This is a genomic window from Ensifer sp. 22521 (genome assembly GCF_052044795.1).
Classification (GTDB): Bacteria; Pseudomonadota; Alphaproteobacteria; order Rhizobiales; family Rhizobiaceae; genus Ensifer.
In genome coordinates, this window is record NZ_JBQENM010000003.1 from 410,408 (window position 1) to 431,580 (window position 21,173).

A 21,173-nucleotide genomic window follows, 5' to 3' on the forward strand; every position below is an offset into this window, starting at 1 on the left:
GGAAACGTTAACCATAAGCTTCGTAGAACAGGAATCACCAGAGTGCTTCGCCTTCGATTGGGGACATCGGAGGCATCTGAGGTGCTCGATATCGACAAGCGTAGGGCGTCTTCAAGCGTTCGCGTCAACGCACGAAGTTCCAGGGGGCGAATGAGACGATGGCAGGCAATCAATCAGTGAAAGCCACGGAATCCGACGTAGGTACGATCGTTCCGTTTCCAGTGACGAGGAGATTGACCGCCATCCGCACCGCTGCCGCCGAGCTCGAAGACCTGCATGGCGCCGAAGCGCTGCAATTCTGGCGCCGCCGGTGCCGCGCCCTTGCCGACGAACTTTTTGCCTGCGGCTGCTCGGAAGACGAAGTGCGCCGGCAGGTGATGGACTTCCAGGGTGAGGTTCAGGCCGAACTGCAGCACCGCCACCTCTCGCGCGTCTCTCAGGGCGCGATGAGCCAGTAACGGCGCCTTTTCAATTCACCGGCAGCTCCGGATCCCAGGTGAACAGTTCCTTTGCCCGGGCGATGCCGCGCAGCGCGAAACGACCCAGCGACACCGCATGAACCTGATGTTCCGGCGGGCAGGCCTCGACGAAATCAGAGGACATGATCATGTGCCGCTCCACCGAACGGCACATCGACGAAATGCGGCTCACTTCGTTGACGGCGGGGCCGACGACGGTGAAATCAAGCCGCGTCTGGCTGCCGATATTGCCGTAGAAGACCTCGCCGATATGGAGGCCGAGATAGACGTCGGTCGTCGGCTTGCCCTCCTCTTGCCGGCGTGCGTTGAGCTCGGCCAGCATGCGGCGCAGCTGCCGTTCCGCCGCAATCGCGTTGGCGCAGGCGATTGCCGGATCGTCGGCGTTGAATATCGCAAGCACGCCGTCGCCGATGAGCTTCAGCACGCTGCCGCCGTGGTCGTGAACGGCGGTGATTACCGTGCCCGAATAGTCGTTGAGGAGCGGGATGATCTCGTCGGGGGCGGCGGTGTCCGAGATGCGCGTGTAGCCGCGCAGATCCGAGAACCACATGACCGTTTCGATACGTTCCGCCGAGCCGCGGGCAATGCTGCCCTTGACGACGCGCTGACCGGCGTCGGCGCCGAGATAGACGTCTGCGAGCGTGCTGATGATGCGCACGCATGAGCCGGCCTTCACGGCCAGCGCAAGGGTCGGCAGCAGGATTCTCAGTGCGGCGACATCATCGTCACTGAACCCGCTGTCGCGTCGCGTCGTCCAATAGGAATAGAAACAGTCCATCTCGCCGACACGGCCCTGGTCGGTGAAATGGTGAATCATGCTGATGCAGTCGGTGTGACCTTCATCTTTCAGCTTGTCGATTATGTTGTAGGTGGTGCCTTCATCGGCTGAGAGCCGGATGCGGCGCTCTGCCGCTCGGTCGCGAAGCATGTGGTAGAAGATCGAGTTCTGCCAGTTCAGCAGTGCTTCGCCTGTGGTCGTCGAGCCGTACTGGATGACTTCGGGCGTGACCTCGCTCTCGTCGTTCCACTGGAAGGCGCGGCCCTCAAATTCCGGATGCAATGTGTCGATCAGCCCAAGCGCGCGGGCCAGATCCAGGCCGGCTGCGCGGCATTGCTCGCAGAAGCCGGCAAACAACTCCGGCTCTTCCAGGCCTTTCAGGCCCTGTTCGGAAAGCCAGAGCATGATATCGCGTATCTGTTGGTCGTTCATGGCGCATCCCGCTCGGTCGACGTCGACTGCCTGATGATGTGGTGCATCATCAATAGCCGAACCAGAGCTCAGAGCGAAAGATGTAGTTTGCGTTCCTCACCTTCCGCCGGAACGGCGCAGCAGATCAGCGCCTCGCCCTCTGCCACCGGGAAGGAGGGCAGCGACGGGTAGGTCACCTTCCCCTCGAGCACCGGCGTTCTGCAGGAGCCGCAACTGCCGTTGCGGCAACCGAACTCGGGCGTCAGCCCGCGCGCTTCGGCGAGATCGAGCAGGTTGCCGTCGCCCGGCTGCCAACTGGTCTCCTTGGCGGATTTCGCGAAGACGACGTGTACGGGAGCGCTGGCGGGCGGTGGCATGATCGGCCCAGCACCGCCATCCGGCCGCCGGGTCAGCGACGAGAGCCCGAAGGCTTCCGCATGGATGCGGGCATCGGCCACATTAAGCCCGCGCAATCCGTCATACAGCGACTGCGTGAAAGCCGCCGGGCCGCAGAGATAGAAGTCGTAGTCGTCGAAGGGCAGCGTGGACTTGAGGTGGCTGATATCGATCCGGCCGCCGACGTCATAGTCCTGCCCTTCGGTCGCGGTCTCCGGCTGGCTGAGCGCACGTATGAGGCGGATGTTGCCCTGGCCTTCCTCGACCAGAGCGGCAATCTCCCGCTCGAAGGCGCGTTCGTTTCGGGACCGAGCGGCCTGGAAAAGCCAGGTTGGGCGCGTGCGGCGCTTGCGGCGCCCCTCGTGGACGATGTGCTGCAACATGGCGACCATCGGCGTGATGCCGACGCCGGCGCCGATCAGCACGGCCGGTCGCCGCTCGGTGCCATCGATCGTGAAGCTGCCGGCCGGCGCGCGCGCCTCGATCCGGTCGCCGGTTTTCAGCCCGTGCAGGTATTGCGAGACGGTGCCGTCATTCTTGACACTGATGCGATAGAGGGCGTCGGTCGGGGCGGAAGAGAGCGTGTAGCTTCTGACAAGTGCCTTGCCGTCCGCGTCTATCCTCACCCGAATCGGCAGGTGCTGGCCGGCCTGGTGAGCCATGAGGCCGATGCCGTCGTCCGGCGCGAGGTAAAGCGAGCGGATGGTCGTGCTTTCCTCTTCGACGCGGGCGACCCGAAACGCTCGCCACGCCTCGGCGACGGCCGCAGCCTGCAGCCGCACCTTTGCCTGATCCCAATCGCCCGTTGTCAGCAGGCTGGGCGACCACCCACCATCCTCGAAAGCCCAGCGAAGCGGCAGGCCGTCCTCGCGATAGACGACCTTCTCGGGGCGGAAGCGCCATAGCCGCTCGGCGCCTTGAAAGGCTGCGACTTCCGGCGACGACAGTACGACCTCGGCGCTGCCGGTCAGCTGCAGCATGTCGCCGGTCGCAAAGTCGACGAACAGCAGGCCGGCGCGCGGATTGACCATGAAGTTGCCGAGCGTATTGAAGAACAGATTGCCGGAGAAGTCGGGGATGGTCAGAACGTCATCTTCGCCGAGCTCAACGAAGCCGGCCTTTCCGCCGCGATGGGAGACATCGACCTGCCGTTCGCCGGTATCGCGGTCGACATAGGAGGCGACGAAGAAGGTGTCAGCGTTGGCGATGATCGCCCGGGCGCGATCGTCGAGGGCCGCGTAACGGATCGGCCGTTGCGATGCCGGTTCGTATGGATCGCGGGAAAAGGAGAACTGCCGGAGCTGGATATATTGCGGGCAGTTGCCGAAGCTCTGGCGCACGCGAATGGTGAAACTGACGTCGCCGTCGCGCAGGATCGCGCCGTTGAGCCGGTTCCGGCGCCGGGTTTCGAGCTGGATACCAAGCATGCCGATCGAGTGTGCGTCGCCCATGCCGGCATCCGCCGGATCATCTGGATCACGGGGCAGCCGTATGTCGAGGTTCCAGGCGTCGGGCGCCTGCATGAAGCCGGGGGCCGCGGCGCGCATCGTCGCCCAGACGTCACCCTGCGCATCGACCGCGCCGAAGACGGCGAAGGGCAGCATCGGGAAGAACTGCTGGTGCTGCTCGGGCATGAAGCTGCGGACGAAATTACGCCCGGTCGCATCCATGCGCTCGACGACGCCGAGGCTGCGCTGGATGGCGAGTTCGCCTTCGTGCCAGGGAGAGTCCGGCCGCTTCTGTTGTGCATTGTCCGGCATGATCTGAAACCTCGTTGGGGTGAGGCCCGGGGCAGTGTGACCGCCCCGGGCCAGTTCGTCAGGCGGCGAGGCCGACGGCCGTCTTTTCAAAGCCGACGAAGCCGGGCAGACGCTCGATGCGGGCAAGCCAGGCCCGGACTTGCGGGTAGTCGGAAAGGTCCACATTACCCTCGGGTGCGGCGGAAACGTAGCTGTAGAGGGAAACGTCGGCGATGGTCGGCCGGGCGCCGATCAGGAAGTCGCGGCTGCTCAGTTCCGCATCGATCTGCGCCAGCACGCGATGGGCCCGGGCGATAGCCTCTTCCGCCCGCAGATTGGCGCCGAACACGGTGACGAGCCGGGCAGCCGCCGGACCGAAGGCGATGTCGCCGGCAGCAACCGAAAGCCACTTCTGCACCCTGGCGGCCAAAGCCGGATCTTCCGGCAGCCAATCGATGCGGCCGAGCTTCTTGGCGAGATAGACGAGGATGGCGTTGGAGTCGGCAACGACAGTGCCGTCGTCATCGAGGACCGGAACCTGGCCGAACGGGTTGAGCTTCAGGAACTCCGGCTCCTTGTGCGCCCGGGCCTTGAGATCGACGTCGACCAGTTCGTGCGGTACGCCGAGCAGCGACAGGAAGAGCTGAGCCCGGTGCGAGTGGCCGGACAGCGGATGGCGATAGAGTTTCATGGGAGATGTCCCTCGAAGAGCATGAGAACCGTCGCGGCCCTCCGACGGTTCGGGATGAACCGCCTTCGAAGTCAATCTATGACTTTCCATTTTTTGGCAGTAGACTGCGGGAACGATAGACTGATTCCCGTTTTTTGGAAGGAAAGATGGATCGCCTCGACGCCATGGGGGTTCTGCTCGCCGTCATCGACAGCGGCAGCCTGTCGGCTGCCTCACGGCAGCTCAAGATGCCGCTTGCCACAGTCAGCCGAAAGGTCTCGGAGCTTGAGGCGCATCTGGGCGCCCAGCTCATCACTCGCACGAACCGCAAGATCCTCTTGACCGAAACCGGCCGCTCCTATGTCGAGGCCGCCAAGGAGATCCTGGCGCGGGTCGAAGAGGCGGAAAGGGTGGCCGCCGGCGAATACAGCGCGGTCAAGGGCGACCTGACGATCTCTGCCCCGATCGTCTTCGGTCGCCTGCACGTTCTTCCCGTCGTCGTGGACTTCCTGAAGGCTCATCCTGAGATCGATATGCGGCTGGCGCTGGGTGACCGGTTTGCCAATCTCGTTGACGACCATATCGACTTGGCACTTCGGATCGGCAACCTTCCCGATAGCAACCTGGTGGCGACCAGGCTCGGCTCAGTCCGCCGCGTGGTCTATGCAAGCCCCGGCTATGTCGCGCAGCACGGCGCCCCCGGGCATCCGAACGAACTCGCCGAGCACGACTGCATCACCTTCGAAAACGTCACGGCCGCCCATGTCTGGCGCTTCCTCGACGATGGACGCGAACTGGCCGCGCCGATCCGGTCGCGGTTGATCGTCAACACGGCGGAATCGGCCGTCGATGCCGCCATCTCCGGCCTTGGCCTGACGCGGGTGCTTTCCTATCAGGTAGCGAGTCCCGTCTCGGAAGGGTTGCTCGTTCCGTTGCTGGAGGCGTTCGAACACCCGCCGCTTCCGGTCCAGCTGGTCTATCTCCCGCAGGGCCTCGTGCCGATGAAGCTCAGGGCCTTCGTGGATTTTGCGGTGCCGCGGCTGCGCGGCGTCTTGCGCTAAAGCCGATCCATCGCCCCGGTTTCGGCCCTCAGTCCGCTTGAGGGCGCTCGACCGTGGTCGGCCGGATATGGCGCGCATAGGTTCGCCCGACGCGAATTTCGCTGCCGTCGGAGAGAAGGGCGATGAGGGCTGCGAAGGGGGCCTGCTTCAGCCCCACGATACAGTCGCGGCGCACGATCGAGCTGCGGTGAAGCCGCAGAAACTCTGCCGGGTCGAGCCGGCGTTCAAGCGAAGCCAGGCTTTCGTGATGCAGATAGGACCGGCCTTCGATGTGGATGCGGACATAATCGCGCTCCGCCTGGAAACGCACGACCCGGTCGAGCGCGATCCGAACGAATTCTCCGCGGGATTTGATCCAGAGATCGGCCGACTGGGTTTCGTGTTTGCGCAGCGCCTGCCGCAGTGCCCGCACGGTTTCGCTGAGTTCCACCACACGTTCGGTGCTCGTTCGTGCCGCGATCGCCACGCGTGCCCGCTCGATTGCGGTGCGCAGGCGGTTCGCCTCGATCGGCTTGGTGACATAGTCGACGGCAGCCGCCTCGAAGGCGCGAAGCGCATAGTGATCGAAGGCGGTCACGAAGACGACCGCGGGCGCGTTGCTGCCCACGTGCTCCAGGATGTCGAAGCCGGTGCCGCCAGGCATCTGAATATCGAGCAGGATCACGTCCGGCTGCAGCTCGGCGATGAGACTGCAGGCCTGCTGGACATTGCCGGCCGTCCCCAAGACCTCGACCCCTGGCATCGCGCCGAGCAGGCGCAGCAAGCGGCGTCTGGCGAGCGGTTCATCGTCGATGATGAGGATCGAAAGGGAGACTGTCTGGATTTGGTTCATGCAAGCCTCAGGGGCATTGTAATTGCGGCTCTGAAACGCCTGGGCGTCACGAGCCCGGATACACAGGCCCCGACCCCCGGAAACCGCGCCTGGACGCGATCCGCGACGTTCTTGAGGCCGATCCCAGTGCCGGAGGACTGGCGCCGCCCACTATCGGTGTCCGCGGCGATATCGTTCTCGACGGCAATCTCAAGCGACTGACCGACCTTGGCGGCGCTGATGACGATCTCGACCTGTTCAGGTGAGCGGCCAACGCCGTGTTTGACCGCGTTCTCGATCAGGGGCTGCAGGATCAGGCTTGGCACCAGTGCCTCTTCCAGGCCGCTGGCAATGTCCATCCTGAGTTTCATCCGGTCGGAATAGCGCTCGCCTTCGATGTGAAGGTAGCCGGCTTGCAAGTCCAGTTCATCCGCAAGCCGCACGTCGTGCAAAGGATCGAGCTCCAGAGTCGTACGCAGAAAGTTGGAAAGCGACATCACCATGCGGGTCGCTGCAACGGTCTGCCCTTCCTCGATCAGCCCGGTGATGGAGTTCAGCGTATTGAACAGGAAATGCGGATTGACCTGGTATCGCAGCGCGCGCATTTGCGCGGCCAATGCTTCCTCGCGCGAGATCGCCAGTCGCCGTTCGCGCTCACGCAGCTCGAAGCTGTAGAGCAGCGCGACGAAGAAGAACGACCACCCGACGAAGGTGGCCATGCTGTAGACGAGCGTGTAACCGGTATTCGTCCAGTCGACCGTGATCGGGTCGGGACGCACGAATAAAACATAGAGCAGGAAGTCGATGCCGGTATTGGCAAAGGCGGCTATGAGAGAGGTCGAGAATCCAACGACGATCTTGGTGGCGATGTGCCGGTGCCTGACGCGAAACATCGTCGCCGCGATACCGTAGGAAAGAACCATGCCACAGGACATCAGCAGCAATTTGCCGGGGGCAGACACGATCGGATCGATCCCGAGTATACCCCACAGGATACTGCTGATGAGGAATTCCACGAACCAGTAGAGAAAACCGAGCCAGAGCGTCGCGCGTCGCATGCTGGCGATATAGGCGCTTTCGTCCACTGATTTGGCTTCATCCTCTGGTTTCATTCCATTTTTATGGTTCAAGCGGGCGCCGATGTCGATTGCCGTTCGTCGGCGATTTCAAGCGGTTTGCAGAAAGCCGCGGCGCTTCCGGCGGGATTCTGTGCCGTTTGGCTTTGCCGGCTTGCCGTTTCCAAGGTGGCTTAGGGGCCAGCTATCCGCAGGGGCATGGTGATGGATGCGCGAAAACGTTGCGGCGCCACGAGCCCGGATATGAAAGCGCCCATCTCCGGGAACCGTGCATTGATGCGGTCGGCAACGTTCTTGAGCCCCGTACCGGTGCCGGTTGGTTTTTTGGCGCTCAGCGGCGGCCCCGCCGTCAGGTCGTTTTCGACCGAAAGCTCGAGGGTTTCGCCACGTCGCGTGGCCGTGATGAGGATCTCGACCGCGCCGACCGAGCAGCCGACACCATGTTTCACGGCGTTCTCGATCAGGGGCTGAAGTATGAGGCTCGGCACGAGCGCCTGCTCAAGCCCGGGTGCGATGTCGAGTTTGACCCGCATACGGTCGGAGAAGCGCTCGCCCTCTATGTTCAGATAGCCGAGCTGCAGCGCCAGTTCATCGGCCAGACATACGTCCTGCATCGGGTCGAGTTCGAGCGTGGTGCGCAGGAAAGAAGAAAGCGAAAGCACCATACGACCGGCCACTGTCGAAGCCCCCTCTTCGATCAGACCGGCAATCGAATTCAAGGTGTTGAACAGGAAATGCGGATTGACCTGGTAGCGCAGCGCTCGCATCTGCGCCGCCAGTGCCTCCTCCCGCGTCACGGCGAGGCGGCGCTCGCGCTCGCGCAACTCGAAATTGGCGAGAAGCGCGATGTAGAGAAACGCCCATCCGTGGAAGAGCGCCATACAGTAGATGATGGTGTAGCCAACATTGGTCCAGTTGATGTCGCCCGGGTCGCCATGTTCGATCAGGCCGTGGCAGAGGAAGTCGACGCCGGCATTGATGGCCGCCGCCACGAGCGACAGGGCAGAGCCGAGCAGAAGCTTGAAGAGAATGGACCTCTCTCTAAAGTGAAAGAGGATCGCCGCCATTGCATAGGACATCAGCGTCCCGTTCAACATCAGGATCAGGGTGATTGGCGCGATCTTGATCGGGTCGTATCCGAGGATCGCCCACAACGCGCTGCTGATGACGAACTGCATGAATTGGTACAGGAAGCCGAAGGAGAGCGTTGCCCGGCGAACGCCCGCGACATACTGTGCTTCATCCGCCGAAATCGTGCTATTTGTTCGCGCCATGCAAGGCTTTATCCGCGAAGTCGGCACGCTTGTCGATTGACGTTCGTCGGCGAAATCAAGCGGTTTGCAGAAAGCCACAGCCCTTCAGCGCTGCAATTTGCCGTTTGCAGAAAGCCGAATTCTCCCCCTTCGCGGGCTTGCTATAGCCGGCCCATGACCGCGCTTTCCCGGCGTCACCGTTCGCTTGGGAGTTGTGCGCCCATGGATGCAAAGGAAAAGGGGCAGACATTGAATATCTGTGCAAAGGCGGACGTTTCGAGAATCAACCTTCTGAGTTCGACAGCGCTAGGCCGCGTCGGTCTCGTCTCGATGATGCTGGCGGCGATGCCGCTCGTGCCGTCGCCGGCAAAAGCGGCCGGACTGCTCGTGCCAAACGATGAGACTTGGTCCAGCGACCATACGATCAACGGCAATCTCGTGATCCGCGGCCGTCCCGTTGGCGCGACCCTGACCATCAACAACGGTGCCGTCGTCAAGAGCCTCAACGGCTACATCGCCGACGGGAGAGGCAGCGTAGGTACGGTCGTGGTCTCCGGTTCCGGGTCGACCTGGGACATTGTCGATGCCAATCCGAACGGTTACCGCGTGCTTTTTGTCGGCGGTTTTGAGGGGGGCATCTACGGCGGCAAGGGCACGCTGATCGTCGAGAACGGCGGAAAGGTATCCGCCAAGGAGACCCATGTCGGCGCTCTGCAGGAGGGCGACGGAACGCTCGTGGTGCGTGGTGCCGGCTCCATGCTCGCCACCGACTATCTGGGTGTTGCCGACGGCGCCCTGACGCTCAACACGGCTGCGGTCAGGATCGAGAACGGCGGCCTCATCAACTCTAAGACGGCTTACTTCGAAAACGGCACGGTTCTGGTGACCGGTGAGAATTCGCGGTGGGTCAACACCGGAGAGTTCACAGTCGGCGACAGCTTCACGATCGAAAACGGCGCCGTGGTCTCGACCAACACTGCTGTCCTGCGCGAGGATGAGAGCGTCGACACCATTCAGGTCTATGTCGATGGCGCCGGCAGCGAGTTCAAGGTCGCCGACAAGCTGACGATCGGCGAAGCCGGACGGGTCAACCTTTCGGTCGCCAACGGCGCCAGGCTTTCGGCTGGCGGCGGAATCGTGCTTTCCGATATCGGGGGCATAAGCAACGAAGGTATGGGCAATCTGACGATCGGCGGCAAGGTCGACCTGAATAATATTGCCGAGCCACGTGCTCGGCAGGCGCAGGCGGCAGGCACGGTCGATCCGTCGACGAAGATCGATTTTGGCCCGCGGAAGGGCTACGTCAATTTCAACCACACGAACACCGGTTATGAGTTTGCCAACACGCTCGTCGGCAAGGGCACGATCAGCAATTTTTCCGGGGAAACCATCGTCAACGGCGACCTGACGAAGTTCAACGGCAAGGTGAACGTTTCTGGTGGCAAGCTGGTTCTGAAGAGCAACCTCGACACGATCGACAACGACCCGGATAACGGCCCCCTGGACTACAGCGAGACCCGGTTCGAAGTGAGCGGCGGCACGCTCATCGTCGATGGTGAGACGGGACGGGTACAGGGTGATCGCTTCTATACCAATGAGGTGAATGTGTTCGGCGAGATGAACCGCATCCGCGATCCGAACTCGACCTCTTTCGGTAGGCTCGGCGGCTCCGGCACGGTTGGCGACACGTATATCGACTCCAAGGCGATCATTTCGCCCGGCAACAATTCCACCGGCACGCTGACGATCATGGGCCGACTGGATATGGCGACCGGTTCGATCTACGAGGCGGATGTTGCCGGTGACGGCCGTTCCGACAGGATCGTCGTCAAGAGCATTGGCACCAACGAAAACTCCGGTATCGCCAAGATCGGCAGCGGCACGAATGTCCAGGTGACCGCCCTCGACCCCAACACGAGCTACAAGACAGGGCAGACCTATACGATCCTGACAGCCGACCGTGCTATTGAAGGAAAGTTTGCCGAGGCTATCTCGAAATCGGCGTTCCTTGAGGTCTCGCTTGACCAGAAGGAGAAGCAGGTCGACCTAAAGATCAAGGTCAAGAACGGCGGTACGAAGCCAGGCGAAGAGCCGAAACCCGGCGAAGAACCTAAGCCCGGTGAACCGAAACCAGGTGAGCCGAAGCCCACCGAGCCCGGCGTCTTTGAAGGCGAGGCTGCGACCGGCAACCAGCGACAGACGGCACTTGCGCTCAACACACTTGCCCAGAGTGGCCCGTCGCTCGGGCTCTACAATGCGCTGACTATCCTCGACGGCGACGCGGCACGTCGTGCCTTCGACCAACTGTCCGGCGAAGTCCATGCTTCGGCGCAGACCGCGCTGATCAACGACAGCAGCCTGCTGCGCAATGCGGTGAACGACCGCATCCGCGACGCCTTCGGTGACGTGGGTGCTGCGAGCGTTCCGGTTCTTGCTTACGGCCCTGAGGACAAGATCACGACCGGTGCCGTCGCCGTCGTCAACGCCGTTCCCGCCGCGCCGCCGGCGATGGTCGGCTGGGGCCAGGTGTTCGGCTCCTGGACCAATACCGACGGCAACGGTAACGCCGGCAGCCTCGATCAGTCGACGGGCGGTTTCGTCACCGGCTTCGATGCGGCGGTCTCGGACAATGCGTTGATCGGCATCATGGCCGGCTACAGCCGGTCGAACTTCGACGTCGACAGCCGCGCCTCCAGCGGTGACAGCGACAACTATCACCTCGGTGTCTATAGCGGCGGCCGCTGGGGCGATGTCGCGCTCAGGTCCGGCCTCGCTTATACTTGGCACTCGATCAACACGTCGCGCAGCGTTGCCTTCCCCGGCTTCACCGATCAACTGAAGGCCGACTATGACGCTGGGACGTTCCAAGCGTTCGGCGAAGTCGGCTACCGCATCGACCTGCCTGATGTGGCGCTCGAGCCCTTTGCGAACCTCGCCTATGTCAGCCTGCACACCGACGGCTTCACCGAGCGCGGTGCCGCGGCCGCCCTGTCGAGCAAGAGCAACACGACCGACACGACCTTCACGACGCTCGGTCTGCGCGCTTCTGCTCCGCTCAGCCTCGGCGCGACAGATGCGAAGGTGCGCGGCATGCTCGGCTGGCAGCACGCCTTTGGCGACACGACGCCGTTCTCGACCATGGCCTTCGGCACGGGCAGCGCCTTCTCGGTTGCCGGTACGCCGATTGCCGAAGACGCGGCGATCATCGAGGCCGGCATCGATTTCGCGCTGACCGGCAATGCGAGCCTTGGCATCACCTACACCGGACAGTTCGGCTCCGGCACGACGCAGAATGCGGTCGATGCCAAGCTTGACGTGCGCTTCTGATGCGCCGGCTCGTCTGGCTATCGACAGTGCTGATGGCGACTTTCGTCGCCATCACGCCGCTTTACGGAGAGGACGCGGCGGCCGGGAAGGCTGCCGCGCCCTCTCAGCTTTCTGAAACCTATGAAGACTGGAGCGTCGCCTGCGCCGAGGCCGACGGCAAAAAGCATTGCATCCTGTCGCAACAGCAGTTTCACAAGAGTGGCCAGCACGTACTGACGCTCGAACTTCGGCAGGCTGAAAACGCCGGTCTGGCGGGGAGCCTCGCGCTTCCCTTCGGCCTCTACCTGGAAAAGGGCGTGTCCCTCGGCGTCGATGAGCCGACCGGTGGCAAGGCAACGCCGTTCCGCACCTGCCTGCCCATCGGCTGCATCGTGTCGTTGACCTTTACCGAGGGGACGGTCGCGTTGCTGCGCAGCGGAACGGCCCTGAAGATCGGTGCCTTTGTGAGCGATACGGGAAAGAACGTGACGTTCTCAGTATCGCTCAAGGGATTTGCTGCAGCATTGGATCGTGTGCTTGCGCTCTCCGGCAAGGCGTAAGCCGCTACCAGGCGCGATGCTCGGGGGTTACCAATGCGCCGTTAGGGTGCGGTGGGTTCGTCCCACCCACTTTGCAGGGCCGCGTCGACCGAGCACACCAAGCCCGTGGGATGGTAGCTGATCTCCACCTGGCCATTCAGTTCGGCAGCCAACAGGGTTTGAATCAAGCGCGAGCCGAATCCTTTGCGCGATGGCTGCTTTACCAACGGCCCGCCGGATTCCTGCCAGCGCAGCGTTAGCCGGGTCGACGTGCCGCTCTGGAGCGACCACGTGATGGAGACCCGCCCGTTCCCGGTCGAAAGTGCGCCGTATTTGGCGGCGTTCGTGGCGAGCTCATGCAGCGCCAGGGACAGCGATACGACCATCCTCGGCGGAACCTGGATCTGCGGACCGGAAACGACGAACTTTTCCTGCGAGTAGGGAGAGATCGCCTGGTTGATGATCGCCTTCAAATCCGCCCGTTCCCAGTTGCCATGGGTGAGCAGGTCGTGCGCCCGTGCCATCGAAACCAGCCGCGCTTCAAAAGCCTGCACCTCTCCAGCGTTCGTGCTGTCGCTGCGACCGAGCGTCTGCCGGGCAATGGCCAGCACGGTTGCAAACACGTTCTTGACGCGATGGTTCAGTTCACCGACCAGGACGGTCTGCAGGCGCTCGGCCTCCTTCCGCACGGTTATGTCGTGGGCCAGTTTCGAAGCGCCGACGATGCTGCCATAGGCGTCGTAGATCGGCGAAACGCTGAGCAGGACATCGACGCTTCGACCGTCCTTATGGAGCCGTTTGGTCTCATATGGCTCCACCTTGAGACCCGCGCTGACCTGCCTGAGGATCGCAGGCTCTTCGTCAATTCGGTCTTCGGGAACCAGCGTCATGACGGAGCGGCCAATCATTTCCTCGGCCGAATAGCCGTAGAGCCTCTCCGCCCCGGAATTCCAGGTCGTGATCCTCATCCTGAGATCGATGCCGAGAATGGCGTCGTTGGAGGATGCGATAATGGCCGCAAGGCGACGTTCGACCTCTTGGGCCCGCTTGCGTTCGGTGATGTCGACGATGACGGCGGCGGCCTGCCGAAAATTGCCACGCTCATCGTGAAGCGCGGAGACCGAGTTCGTTACCCAGACAAGACTGCCATCCTTGCGCAAATAGCGTTTCTCGATTTCGTAGCTCTGGCCGGTGCTCGCCATCGCCTTGAACAGCCGGGCGCTTTCGGCGACGTCTTCGGGAAACGTGATGTCGTGCATCCGCATCGTCAGCAGTTCGGTCTCGGTATAGCCGACGATTTCGCAGAAGCGATTGTTGACCAGGAGGAAGCGGCCCGTCAGGTCCATCTGGCAGATGCCGGCGGCTGACTGCGAGAAGATGGCGCGAAGCCGCTCTTCGTTGGCTTGCAGCGCGCCCTCGAATTTCACGCGTTCGGTCGTTTCGTTGACGATGCAGAACACGCCCCGAACCCTCTGTTCCTCGTCCCGGACGGGTGAATAGGAAATATCGAAGTAAGCCGTTTCGGGATAACCGTGTCGCTCGATGTAGAAGGGACGGTCTTTCGCGACCACCGTCTCGCCGCGTTCCAGCACGCGTCGCAGCAGAGGCTCGAGGTCGCTCCAGAGTTCACCCCAGTTTTCACGCGCCGGGCGCCCCAGTGCGCGAGGGTGCTTGTCTCCGATGGTCGGCGCATAGGCGTCGTTGTAGAGCGCCACGAATTCTTCGCCCCAGAACATCACGATCTGCGCCTGCGCCGGCAACATGATGTCGACCGCAGCCGCCAGACATGGCGGCCAAGCCACCATGGGGCCGAGCGGGCTGTCGTCCCAGCGGTAAGACTGGATCAACCGACCCATCTCTCCTGCTGCTGTGAAAGGGGCGCTGCTCTGCAGGGTGAAGTACCTCGCTTGAATGGCCAGAGCACTTCAACCTTTTGAGAAACTTAGGTCAATACGCAAAGTGAAAAGCTTTGCAGGCGCAGCTTGCGCAATACGCCTATGGCGCGAGATGTTGCTCGGTCGCAAGCATCCTCTTTGGACAGGTTGGCGATGCGGCGGTTAAACGAGAAAGCCGGAAACGCCGTCCCACAATAGTTTCAGCGCCACCAGGACCAGCAATCCATAGCAGGCGCGATAGACCTGCCGTTGGTCGAGCATACCCTGGAGCCGCCAGCCGAGCGTAACACCGCTTGGTACGGCGAGCAGGCAGATCGCCATCAGCACTCCGAGATCGGCGGTTGGCTTCGCCAGCAACAACCACGGCAGGGCCTTGGTTGCATTGCCAACGGTAAAGAAAAGGCTCGTCGTTCCCGCGTAGACCTCCTTGCTGAGACCGAGCGGCAGCAGATACATCGCCAGCGGCGGTCCGCCCGAGTGTGCGACCATCGTGGTTATGCCTGAGGCGAGACCGGCGGAAATCGCCTTCGGGGTCGAGCGTGGGCGCGCCGTCACCTCTGCGCCCCTTGCCAGCCACAGGCCGACGAAGAGCAGGGTCGTCGCCGCCATCACGATCGCAACGGTGCGGTGATCGAGAAAGCGGAACAGCAGATAGCCGAGCCCGATGCCAATCATGAGCCCCGGAAGCAGCAGCACGAGGTCGGGACCAGACCAGGTGGTGCGCTTGAAGTAGCGCAACCCATACAGATCCATCGCGACGAAGAGCGGCGCGAGAAGGCCGCCCGCGGTGACCGGGTCCATCACGACCGACAGCAGCGGAATACCGACTATGGAGAAACCGCCGCCAAACGCCCCCTTCATGAAGCAGATCAGGAATATCCCGGCAAAGGCGACCAGGATCGTCGGGACGGTCAGTTCCATCGGAGTGCCTCCGCATTCGCGTGCGCCTTGAACGCGAGAGTGGTCGGTTGGTTGAGAAATACAGGCATTGTCTCGTTTCCAGCCCTTGCTCCGGGCGTGCGATGCCGCCAGCCTGAGCGCGCTTCGAAAAGAGCGCTCGGGCCTGCGAAACCGTCGCGGTCCCGGGCGAATGGGATTTGATGAGAATAAAATGTTCCGATATAATTCTCGGTGCAATTGAAACATTGTACTCGGTGCAATAATGTCGAGATCGGAATACCTGAAGCTTGCCGACACGATCGCCGCGGAAATTGCGGTTGGGTCGCTCAGGCCGGGCGACCGCCTGCCGCCGCAGCGTAGCTTTGCCTATGAACGCAAGATTGCCGTATCCACGGCAAGCCGCGTCTATGCCGAGTTGTTGCGCCGCGGTCTCGTTGTCGGCGAAGTGGGCAGGGGCACCTTTATCTCCGGGGAGGCGAGGCGAGGCGTGGCGGCGCTCGCAGAGCCGCGTGGTATCCGTACCGACTTCGAGTTCAACTACCCGATCTTGCCCAACCAGACAGCGCTTATCGCAAGAAGCCTGGAGGGGTTGGCTGCTCCTGCCTTGCTCGACGTTGCATCGCGCCAGGCGATCAGCATCGGAACGCCGGCGATCAGAAACATTGGAGCAGCGCACCTCTCCAAAGGTGGCTGGTCGCCCAGTCCTGAACACCTCGTTTTCACCGGCAATGGCCGGCAGAGCATTGCTGCGGCTCTCGCGGCTGTCGTTCCGGCGGGCGGTCGCTGCGGTGTCGAGGCTCTGACTTATCCCTTCGTCAAGGGCATTGCCGCTCGGCTCGGAATTGCGTTGGTGCCGCTTTCGATGGACGAAGGCGGGGTGCGCCCCGATTCCGTTGAAAAAGCGCATCGCGAGGCGCATCTCTCGGCCATCTACATCCAGCCGGCGGTCCAGAATCCGCTGGGCGCGACGATGAGTGAGGCGCGCCGGGCCGATCTTCTGCGGGTGGTCGAGATGCTTGATCTTCCTGTTATCGAAGACAATGTCTATGGGTTCCTTGACGACGAGCCGCCGCTTGCCGCCCTCGCGCCGGATCGCTGCATTGTCGTCGACAGCCTCTCCAAAAAGGTGGCGCCCGGCCTGGCGCTCGGCTTCATCGTGCCGCCCGAGCGGCTACGGGAAAGTGTGATCGCCTCTGTGCGTTCGGGTGGATGGACCGCGACAGGATTTGCCTTTGCGGCGGCCGCGCGGATGATGGCCGATGGCACCGTTGCCGCGCTCATGACGATGAAACGCCTTGATGCGCAGGCGCGGCAGAAGCTAGCCGCCGCTCATCTCCAGGGCTTCGAGGTCAAGGCCAACCCAAAGTGCTACCATCTCTGGCTGACGCTGCCGCCCCATTGGCGTTCGCAGACGTTTGTTGCGGCTGCCGCCAGGCGCGACATTGCATTGACCCCGTCGACGACCTTTGCCATCACGCCGGGCCACGCGCCCAACGCGGTCCGGCTCGCGCTTGCCAGCCCGGCAATGGATCAGCTCGACATTGGCCTCAGCACGCTGGCAGCGCTGCTGAACTCTCGGGAGGACGATTTCGTCTCGACGGAATGAACGTCGCCGCCTCTGCATATTCGGGCTAAATCGGCGTCAACCCGCCGCTTTCCGCTGGAGGACGAGTTTGGCCTTGAGGTTCTGAACCACTTCCCCGTGCTGGTTGATGGTGCTGCTGAGAACGACGGCGATGCCTCGATCAGGCTTCGAGCGGGAAGGTATGATCTCCACGACTTCGCTTTCCACATGCAGCGTGTCCCCGGGGCGCGTCGGAGCCGGCCAGTTGATTTCTCCGCCGGCGCCAATGACACCACCGGCAAATGGCAGGCCCGTCTCGACATTGAGACGCATCGTGATGGCGGCGGTGTGCCATCCGCTTGCAGCCAGACCCCCAAAGAGCGTGTCCTTGGCCTTCGCCTCGTCGATGTGAAAAGGCTGCGGGTCGAACTGCATAGCGAAAGCCTTGATCTGTGCTTCGTCGATCGTGTGCGTCCCGCTTGTAAAGCGTTGTCCCACAAAGAGGTCGTCCAGAAAGAGACGACCGGGCGTCGAACTGTCCATAACCTGCCTCCCCTGAGTGCACGTCTTTTGACCTGCAGGCTTTCAATGGGCGCCACCCGCACCTGCGCCACCAAGCTGGATCTTCCGGGTGAAAAGCAGGGCGATGGCGGCAAGCGCCAACACAGTGCCGATCACCGCGAAGGTATCACTAAACCCCAGGATAAGCGCCTGGCGGTGAACCGTCGCGCCGATAACTGCGATTGCCTTGTGTTGCGCAACCGCGACGTCGGATACGCCATGCGTCATGAAATGATGGGTCAGATCGCTGATCCGGTCACGGACCTCATCGCGGGAAAGCGTGACGGACTGGCCGATGATGTTGGAATGGAACTGCTCCCGCTTGGTCAACACGGTCGCGAGCGTGGCCGTTCCAACGGCGCCGCCGAGATTGCGCAGCATGTTCGACAGGCCGGAGGCGGCGGCCGCGTCACCAGGCGCGATGCCGGCGGTCGTGATCACCGTGATCGGCGTCAGCACCAGTGCCTGGCCGATGGCACGCACGATATTGGGCACGAAGAACTGGTCGCCGGCGCTGTCGAGCGAGAGTGTCGTGTTCATGAAACAGCTGGCTGCGAAGATGCTGATGCCGACGAAGCCGACGTAGCGCGCGTCGAACCGCTTCATCAGTGCCGGCACGAGCGGAATGATGAGGAGCTGCGGCAAGCCGGTCCAGGCGAGCACGAAGCCGATCTGCTCGGCATTGTAGCGCTGCACCTGACCCAGATACTGCGGCAGGATGTAGACGGTGCCGAACAGCGCCACTCCGACCAGCACATTGACGAGAACGCCGACGCCGAAGTTGCGCTGCTTGAGCAGGCGTAGCTTGACCAGCGGCTTTTCGACCTTGAGCTCGATAATGACGAAGGCGGTCAGAAACACGGCTGCGATCAAGGCGAGCTTGACGATGAACGGCGACTGGAACCAGTCGTCCTTGTTGCCTTCCTCGAGCACGGTCTGCAGAGCCGAGAGCCCGATCGCCATGGTGACGATACCGGCCCAGTCGCCCTCTTTGAGCAAGGACAATTGCATCGGCTTCTTCTCGAGCGTGAAGTAGAGCGCAACCACCATGATGATGCTTGGGGGCGTGTTGACGAAGAAGATCGACTGCCAGCCGTAGTTCTCGGTGAGGTAGCCGCCGATCGTCGGGCCGATCGCCGGCGCGAAGGTGACGGACAGGGCGAAGAGTGCCAATCCGAACGGCTGCTGCGTCTTGGGCAACCGGGTCAGGATCATCGTGAAAGCCATGGGGATGAGCACGCCGCCCGCAACGCCTTGCAGACCGCGCAGCACGATCATCGAGCCGAGGTCATGGGCGAAGGCGCAAGCCGCGGAAAAGATCGGGAACAGGATCGCATTTGCCAGGATATAGCGCCGGAACGAGAAGACGCGGCTGAAGTAGTCGGTAAGGGGGATCACCACGATCTCGCCGATCAGGTAGGAGGTCGATATCCAGGCGCCATTGTCGACGCCGGTGCCGATCCCGCCCTCGATGTCGAGCAGCGAGGCGTTGGTGATCTGGATGTTCAGGATCGCCATGAAAGCACCGATCAGGCCGGCGAGCACCGCGATCCATGCCGTCGTGCTCGCTTTTTCAGATGGCGCCGCAGCGGCTGGCAGCGTGCCGGGCGCAACCGTTTCAGCAATGGTGGACATAACACCCTCCTGCCTTGTGGTGAGATGGGCGCCTAATCGCCCCCTAGAGCATCCCGGCTCTCAAGTGGAATCACTGGAAGCGGAAAGATGCTCTAGATTCAAAGTGCTAGAGCGTCCTTTGTGCGTTCACTTGAACGCACGGCGCTCTAGTAGATCTTGTCCGACTTTGACGCGACCTCAGTCGCCGTCGGGTTGGTGTCGATGGTCGGGTAGACTGACATGCCGGGCCGCAAGGTCACCGATCGTGGGGTCCCGCGGTCGAGCACGATCTTGACCGGGATGCGCTGCACCACCTTGGTGAAGTTGCCCGTCGCATTGTCCGGCGGCAGCAACGCAAATTCCTGGCCGCTCGCCGGCGCGATGCTGTCGACGTGACCCTCGAAGACCTGCCCCGGGAAGGTGTCCACTTCGACCGTCACCTTCTGGCCGGGATAGACGTCGGTGAGCTGGGTCTCCTTGTAGTTGGCGACGATGTAAGCCGCCTCCGTCGGGACGACCGCCATCAGTTGGGTGCCGGCCTGCACATACTGACCGACCCGTAGGGTGCGATTGCCGATCACGCCATCGATGGGGGCGGCAAGAGCCGTGTAGGAGAGGTTCAGGCGGGCCTGGTTCTGCGCCGCCTTGGCGCTGTCGAGTGCTGCCTTCGCCTGGGCGACCTCGGCCCTGATCACGTCGAGCTGCTTGGTTTCATTGGCAAGTGCCGCCGTGTCACGCGTTACCGCTGCACGGGCGGCCGTGATGCGCGAGGCCGCCTGCTGGGCATTCTGGACTGTGCCGAAGCCCTGTCTGGCAAGCTCGGAGTAACGCTTGTCATCCTGCTCGGCAAAGGTCTGGTCGGCCTTGTCGGCTTCGACAGTCGCCCTTGCCGCGTCAATTGCGGATTGCTGAGCCACCAGGGCCGACTGCTTGTTGGCGATGTTGGCTTCCGCTGCCTCGACCTCGGCCATGGCCCGTTCGAGGCTCACCTTGAAATCGCGGTCGTCGATGCGGGCGAGGATCTGTCCTGCCTTTACCCGTTCGTTGTCGGCCACGAGCACCTCGGCGATATGGCCGGAGACCTTGGGGGCAATCGTCGTGCTGTCGGCCTTTACATAGGCGTCGTCGGTCGACACCTGGAAGCGGCCTGTCGTCCAGTACCCCCACCCGAAATCGGCGGCGGCCGCCACGGCCGCGACGGCCACGGAGGCGAAGAGCAGGCCGCGCAGCCGCCGCTTTGCGGGCATGTTCGAGGCCGGAGCCACGGCAGGCGGGATCGCAGGCAGTTCCTCGCGGAGCCGAATGGTCGGCACTGTCTCCGCAGTCGGCGAGGGGTTTTCGATGATGGCGATAGGCGTGTTCTGGTTCACGGCCGGTTCCTTTCCCCGGTGTGGCGGGGCGGTCCAAAACGCCGTTCGCCAATTTAGGAAAACTAATGTTTTCTAAAATGCGCGCGAGGAGTTGGCTTGTCAATCGAATTTGGAAAGCACTTGTATTCCTTAATGCCAAAGTCGCAATCGACCGCCTGCGCCGGAGCTTGCGACATGCGGTGACCCAATCTGGATCGCCGGAAAGCCCAAGCCACCGTCCTGCTACTGCGCGATCCCGGGCCGCAGAACCAGGGCGGGTTGCGCCCCAGGTGACGCTCGCGAGTTTCCGGCCCCCTGCGGGGCCGGCCTTGCCATTCATGCCGAAGCGATTGCGGATGTTCGCTGGTCGGGCCGGGATCACTTTGCCGGGTTGGGGCCGATCGTCCTGCCGTGGCTGACGCGTTCGTCACCCTTGTGAACCATGGTGACGGCGTAATCGATGCCCATGCCGTAGGCGCCGGAATGCTCCTTCACCAGTGCGGTGACGGCATTGTAGGTTTCCTTGCGGGCCCAGTCGCGTTGCCATTCGAGCAGGACCTGCTGCCAGGTCACCGGGATAACGCCGGCCTGGACCATGCGGTCCATGGCGTATTTGTGCGCATCGGCCGAGGTGCCGCCGGAGGCGTCGGCAACCATGTAGATCTCGTAGTCGGTGTCATGCATGCACGACAGCGCGAAGGTGGTGTTGCAGACTTCGGTCCACAGCCCCGAGACGACGATTTTCTTGCGGCCGTTGGCGGCATTTTTGGC

At 62.5% G+C, this 21,173-nt stretch carries 17 protein-coding genes; 5 read left to right on the plus strand and 12 right to left on the minus strand.

The genetic code is table 11. The features are described from left to right. Positions 1–176: 176 nt before the first annotated feature. Entirely contained in the window at positions 177–458 is a 282-nt protein-coding gene (locus tag ACTJKE_RS06050; RefSeq protein WP_156436876.1) for a DUF6074 family protein, read from the plus strand. A 10-nt stretch (positions 459–468) separates the two neighbouring features. Here the strand turns inward: ACTJKE_RS06050 and ACTJKE_RS06055 are convergent, their stop codons facing one another. From ACTJKE_RS06055 to ACTJKE_RS06065, 3 genes are all read right to left on the minus strand, one after another. Continuing rightward, entirely contained in the window at positions 469–1,689 is a 1,221-nt protein-coding gene (locus tag ACTJKE_RS06055; RefSeq protein ID WP_058327605.1) for an adenylate/guanylate cyclase domain-containing protein, read from the minus strand. Positions 1,690–1,757: 68 nt separating this feature from the next. Beyond that, positions 1,758–3,824 carry an FAD-binding oxidoreductase gene (locus tag ACTJKE_RS06060; RefSeq protein ID WP_058327604.1) on the minus strand — a complete coding sequence of 689 codons (2,067 nt, stop codon included), beginning with the start codon at positions 3,822–3,824 and terminating at the stop codon, positions 1,758–1,760. Between the two features lie 58 nt (positions 3,825–3,882). Then, positions 3,883–4,494 (minus strand): glutathione S-transferase family protein, encoded by a 612-nt coding sequence (locus tag ACTJKE_RS06065; protein ID WP_058327603.1) that lies wholly within the window; start codon positions 4,492–4,494, stop codon positions 3,883–3,885. A 146-nt stretch (positions 4,495–4,640) separates the two neighbouring features. Between ACTJKE_RS06065 and ACTJKE_RS06070 the strand changes: the two genes are divergently transcribed. Further along, positions 4,641–5,534 (plus strand): LysR family transcriptional regulator, encoded by an 894-nt coding sequence (locus ACTJKE_RS06070; RefSeq protein ID WP_058327602.1) that lies wholly within the window; start codon positions 4,641–4,643, stop codon positions 5,532–5,534. A 28-nt stretch (positions 5,535–5,562) separates the two neighbouring features. Here the strand turns inward: ACTJKE_RS06070 and ACTJKE_RS06075 are convergent, their stop codons facing one another. The 3 genes from ACTJKE_RS06075 to ACTJKE_RS06085 all read right to left on the minus strand — a co-directional run bounded on the left by ACTJKE_RS06075 (position 5,563) and on the right by ACTJKE_RS06085 (position 8,695). Beyond that, positions 5,563–6,366, minus strand: coding sequence for a LytR/AlgR family response regulator transcription factor (locus ACTJKE_RS06075; RefSeq protein WP_058327601.1), 804 nt, complete (start codon positions 6,364–6,366; stop codon positions 5,563–5,565). Continuing rightward, on the minus strand, positions 6,363–7,457 hold the full coding sequence (locus ACTJKE_RS06080; protein ID WP_058327600.1) for a sensor histidine kinase: 1,095 nt from the start codon (positions 7,455–7,457) through the stop codon (positions 6,363–6,365). The genes ACTJKE_RS06075 and ACTJKE_RS06080 overlap by 4 nt, the downstream gene beginning before the upstream one ends. Before the next feature lie 137 nt (positions 7,458–7,594). Next, positions 7,595–8,695 (minus strand): sensor histidine kinase, encoded by a 1,101-nt coding sequence (locus ACTJKE_RS06085; RefSeq protein WP_058327599.1) that lies wholly within the window; start codon positions 8,693–8,695, stop codon positions 7,595–7,597. Between the two features lie 201 nt (positions 8,696–8,896). Here ACTJKE_RS06085 and ACTJKE_RS06090 point away from each other — a divergent pair, with 201 nt between their 5' ends. Next, the gene (locus tag ACTJKE_RS06090; protein ID WP_197423460.1) at positions 8,897–12,001 is read left to right on the plus strand and encodes an autotransporter family protein; all 3,105 of its coding nucleotides are present in this window, start codon (positions 8,897–8,899) and stop codon (positions 11,999–12,001) included. Further along, on the plus strand, positions 12,001–12,540 hold the full coding sequence (locus ACTJKE_RS06095; RefSeq protein WP_058327597.1) for an invasion associated locus B family protein: 540 nt from the start codon (positions 12,001–12,003) through the stop codon (positions 12,538–12,540). Before ACTJKE_RS06090 ends, ACTJKE_RS06095 begins: the two co-directional genes overlap by 1 nt. 41 nt (positions 12,541–12,581) lie before the next feature. Here ACTJKE_RS06095 and ACTJKE_RS06100 read toward each other — a convergent pair whose 3' ends face one another. Both ACTJKE_RS06100 and ACTJKE_RS06105 read right to left on the minus strand, forming a co-directional pair. Beyond that, positions 12,582–14,375 (minus strand): PAS domain S-box protein, encoded by a 1,794-nt coding sequence (locus ACTJKE_RS06100; RefSeq protein WP_058327596.1) that lies wholly within the window; start codon positions 14,373–14,375, stop codon positions 12,582–12,584. 201 nt (positions 14,376–14,576) lie between these two features. Further along, on the minus strand, positions 14,577–15,335 hold the full coding sequence (locus ACTJKE_RS06105) for a sulfite exporter TauE/SafE family protein (protein WP_058327595.1): 759 nt from the start codon (positions 15,333–15,335) through the stop codon (positions 14,577–14,579). A 241-nt stretch (positions 15,336–15,576) separates the two neighbouring features. On the opposite strand from ACTJKE_RS06105, the gene ACTJKE_RS06110 reads away from it, so the two are divergent. Beyond that, the gene (locus ACTJKE_RS06110; protein ID WP_058327594.1) at positions 15,577–16,920 is read left to right on the plus strand and encodes an aminotransferase-like domain-containing protein; all 1,344 of its coding nucleotides are present in this window, start codon (positions 15,577–15,579) and stop codon (positions 16,918–16,920) included. Positions 16,921–16,956: 36 nt separating this feature from the next. Here ACTJKE_RS06110 and ACTJKE_RS06115 read toward each other — a convergent pair whose 3' ends face one another. The 4 genes from ACTJKE_RS06115 to ACTJKE_RS06130 form a co-directional block, all read right to left on the minus strand. After that, positions 16,957–17,421, minus strand: coding sequence for a MaoC family dehydratase (locus ACTJKE_RS06115; RefSeq protein WP_058327593.1), 465 nt, complete (start codon positions 17,419–17,421; stop codon positions 16,957–16,959). 42 nt (positions 17,422–17,463) lie between these two features. Beyond that, on the minus strand, positions 17,464–19,074 hold the full coding sequence (locus ACTJKE_RS06120) for an MDR family MFS transporter (protein WP_058327592.1): 1,611 nt from the start codon (positions 19,072–19,074) through the stop codon (positions 17,464–17,466). 146 nt (positions 19,075–19,220) lie between these two features. Continuing rightward, a complete protein-coding gene (locus ACTJKE_RS06125; RefSeq protein ID WP_058327591.1) occupies positions 19,221–20,423 on the minus strand; it encodes an HlyD family secretion protein in 1,203 nt (400 codons plus the stop codon). Between the two features lie 357 nt (positions 20,424–20,780). Then, a partial coding sequence (locus tag ACTJKE_RS06130; RefSeq protein ID WP_440691397.1) for an isochorismatase family protein occupies positions 20,781–21,173 on the minus strand: 393 nt, incomplete at its 5' end.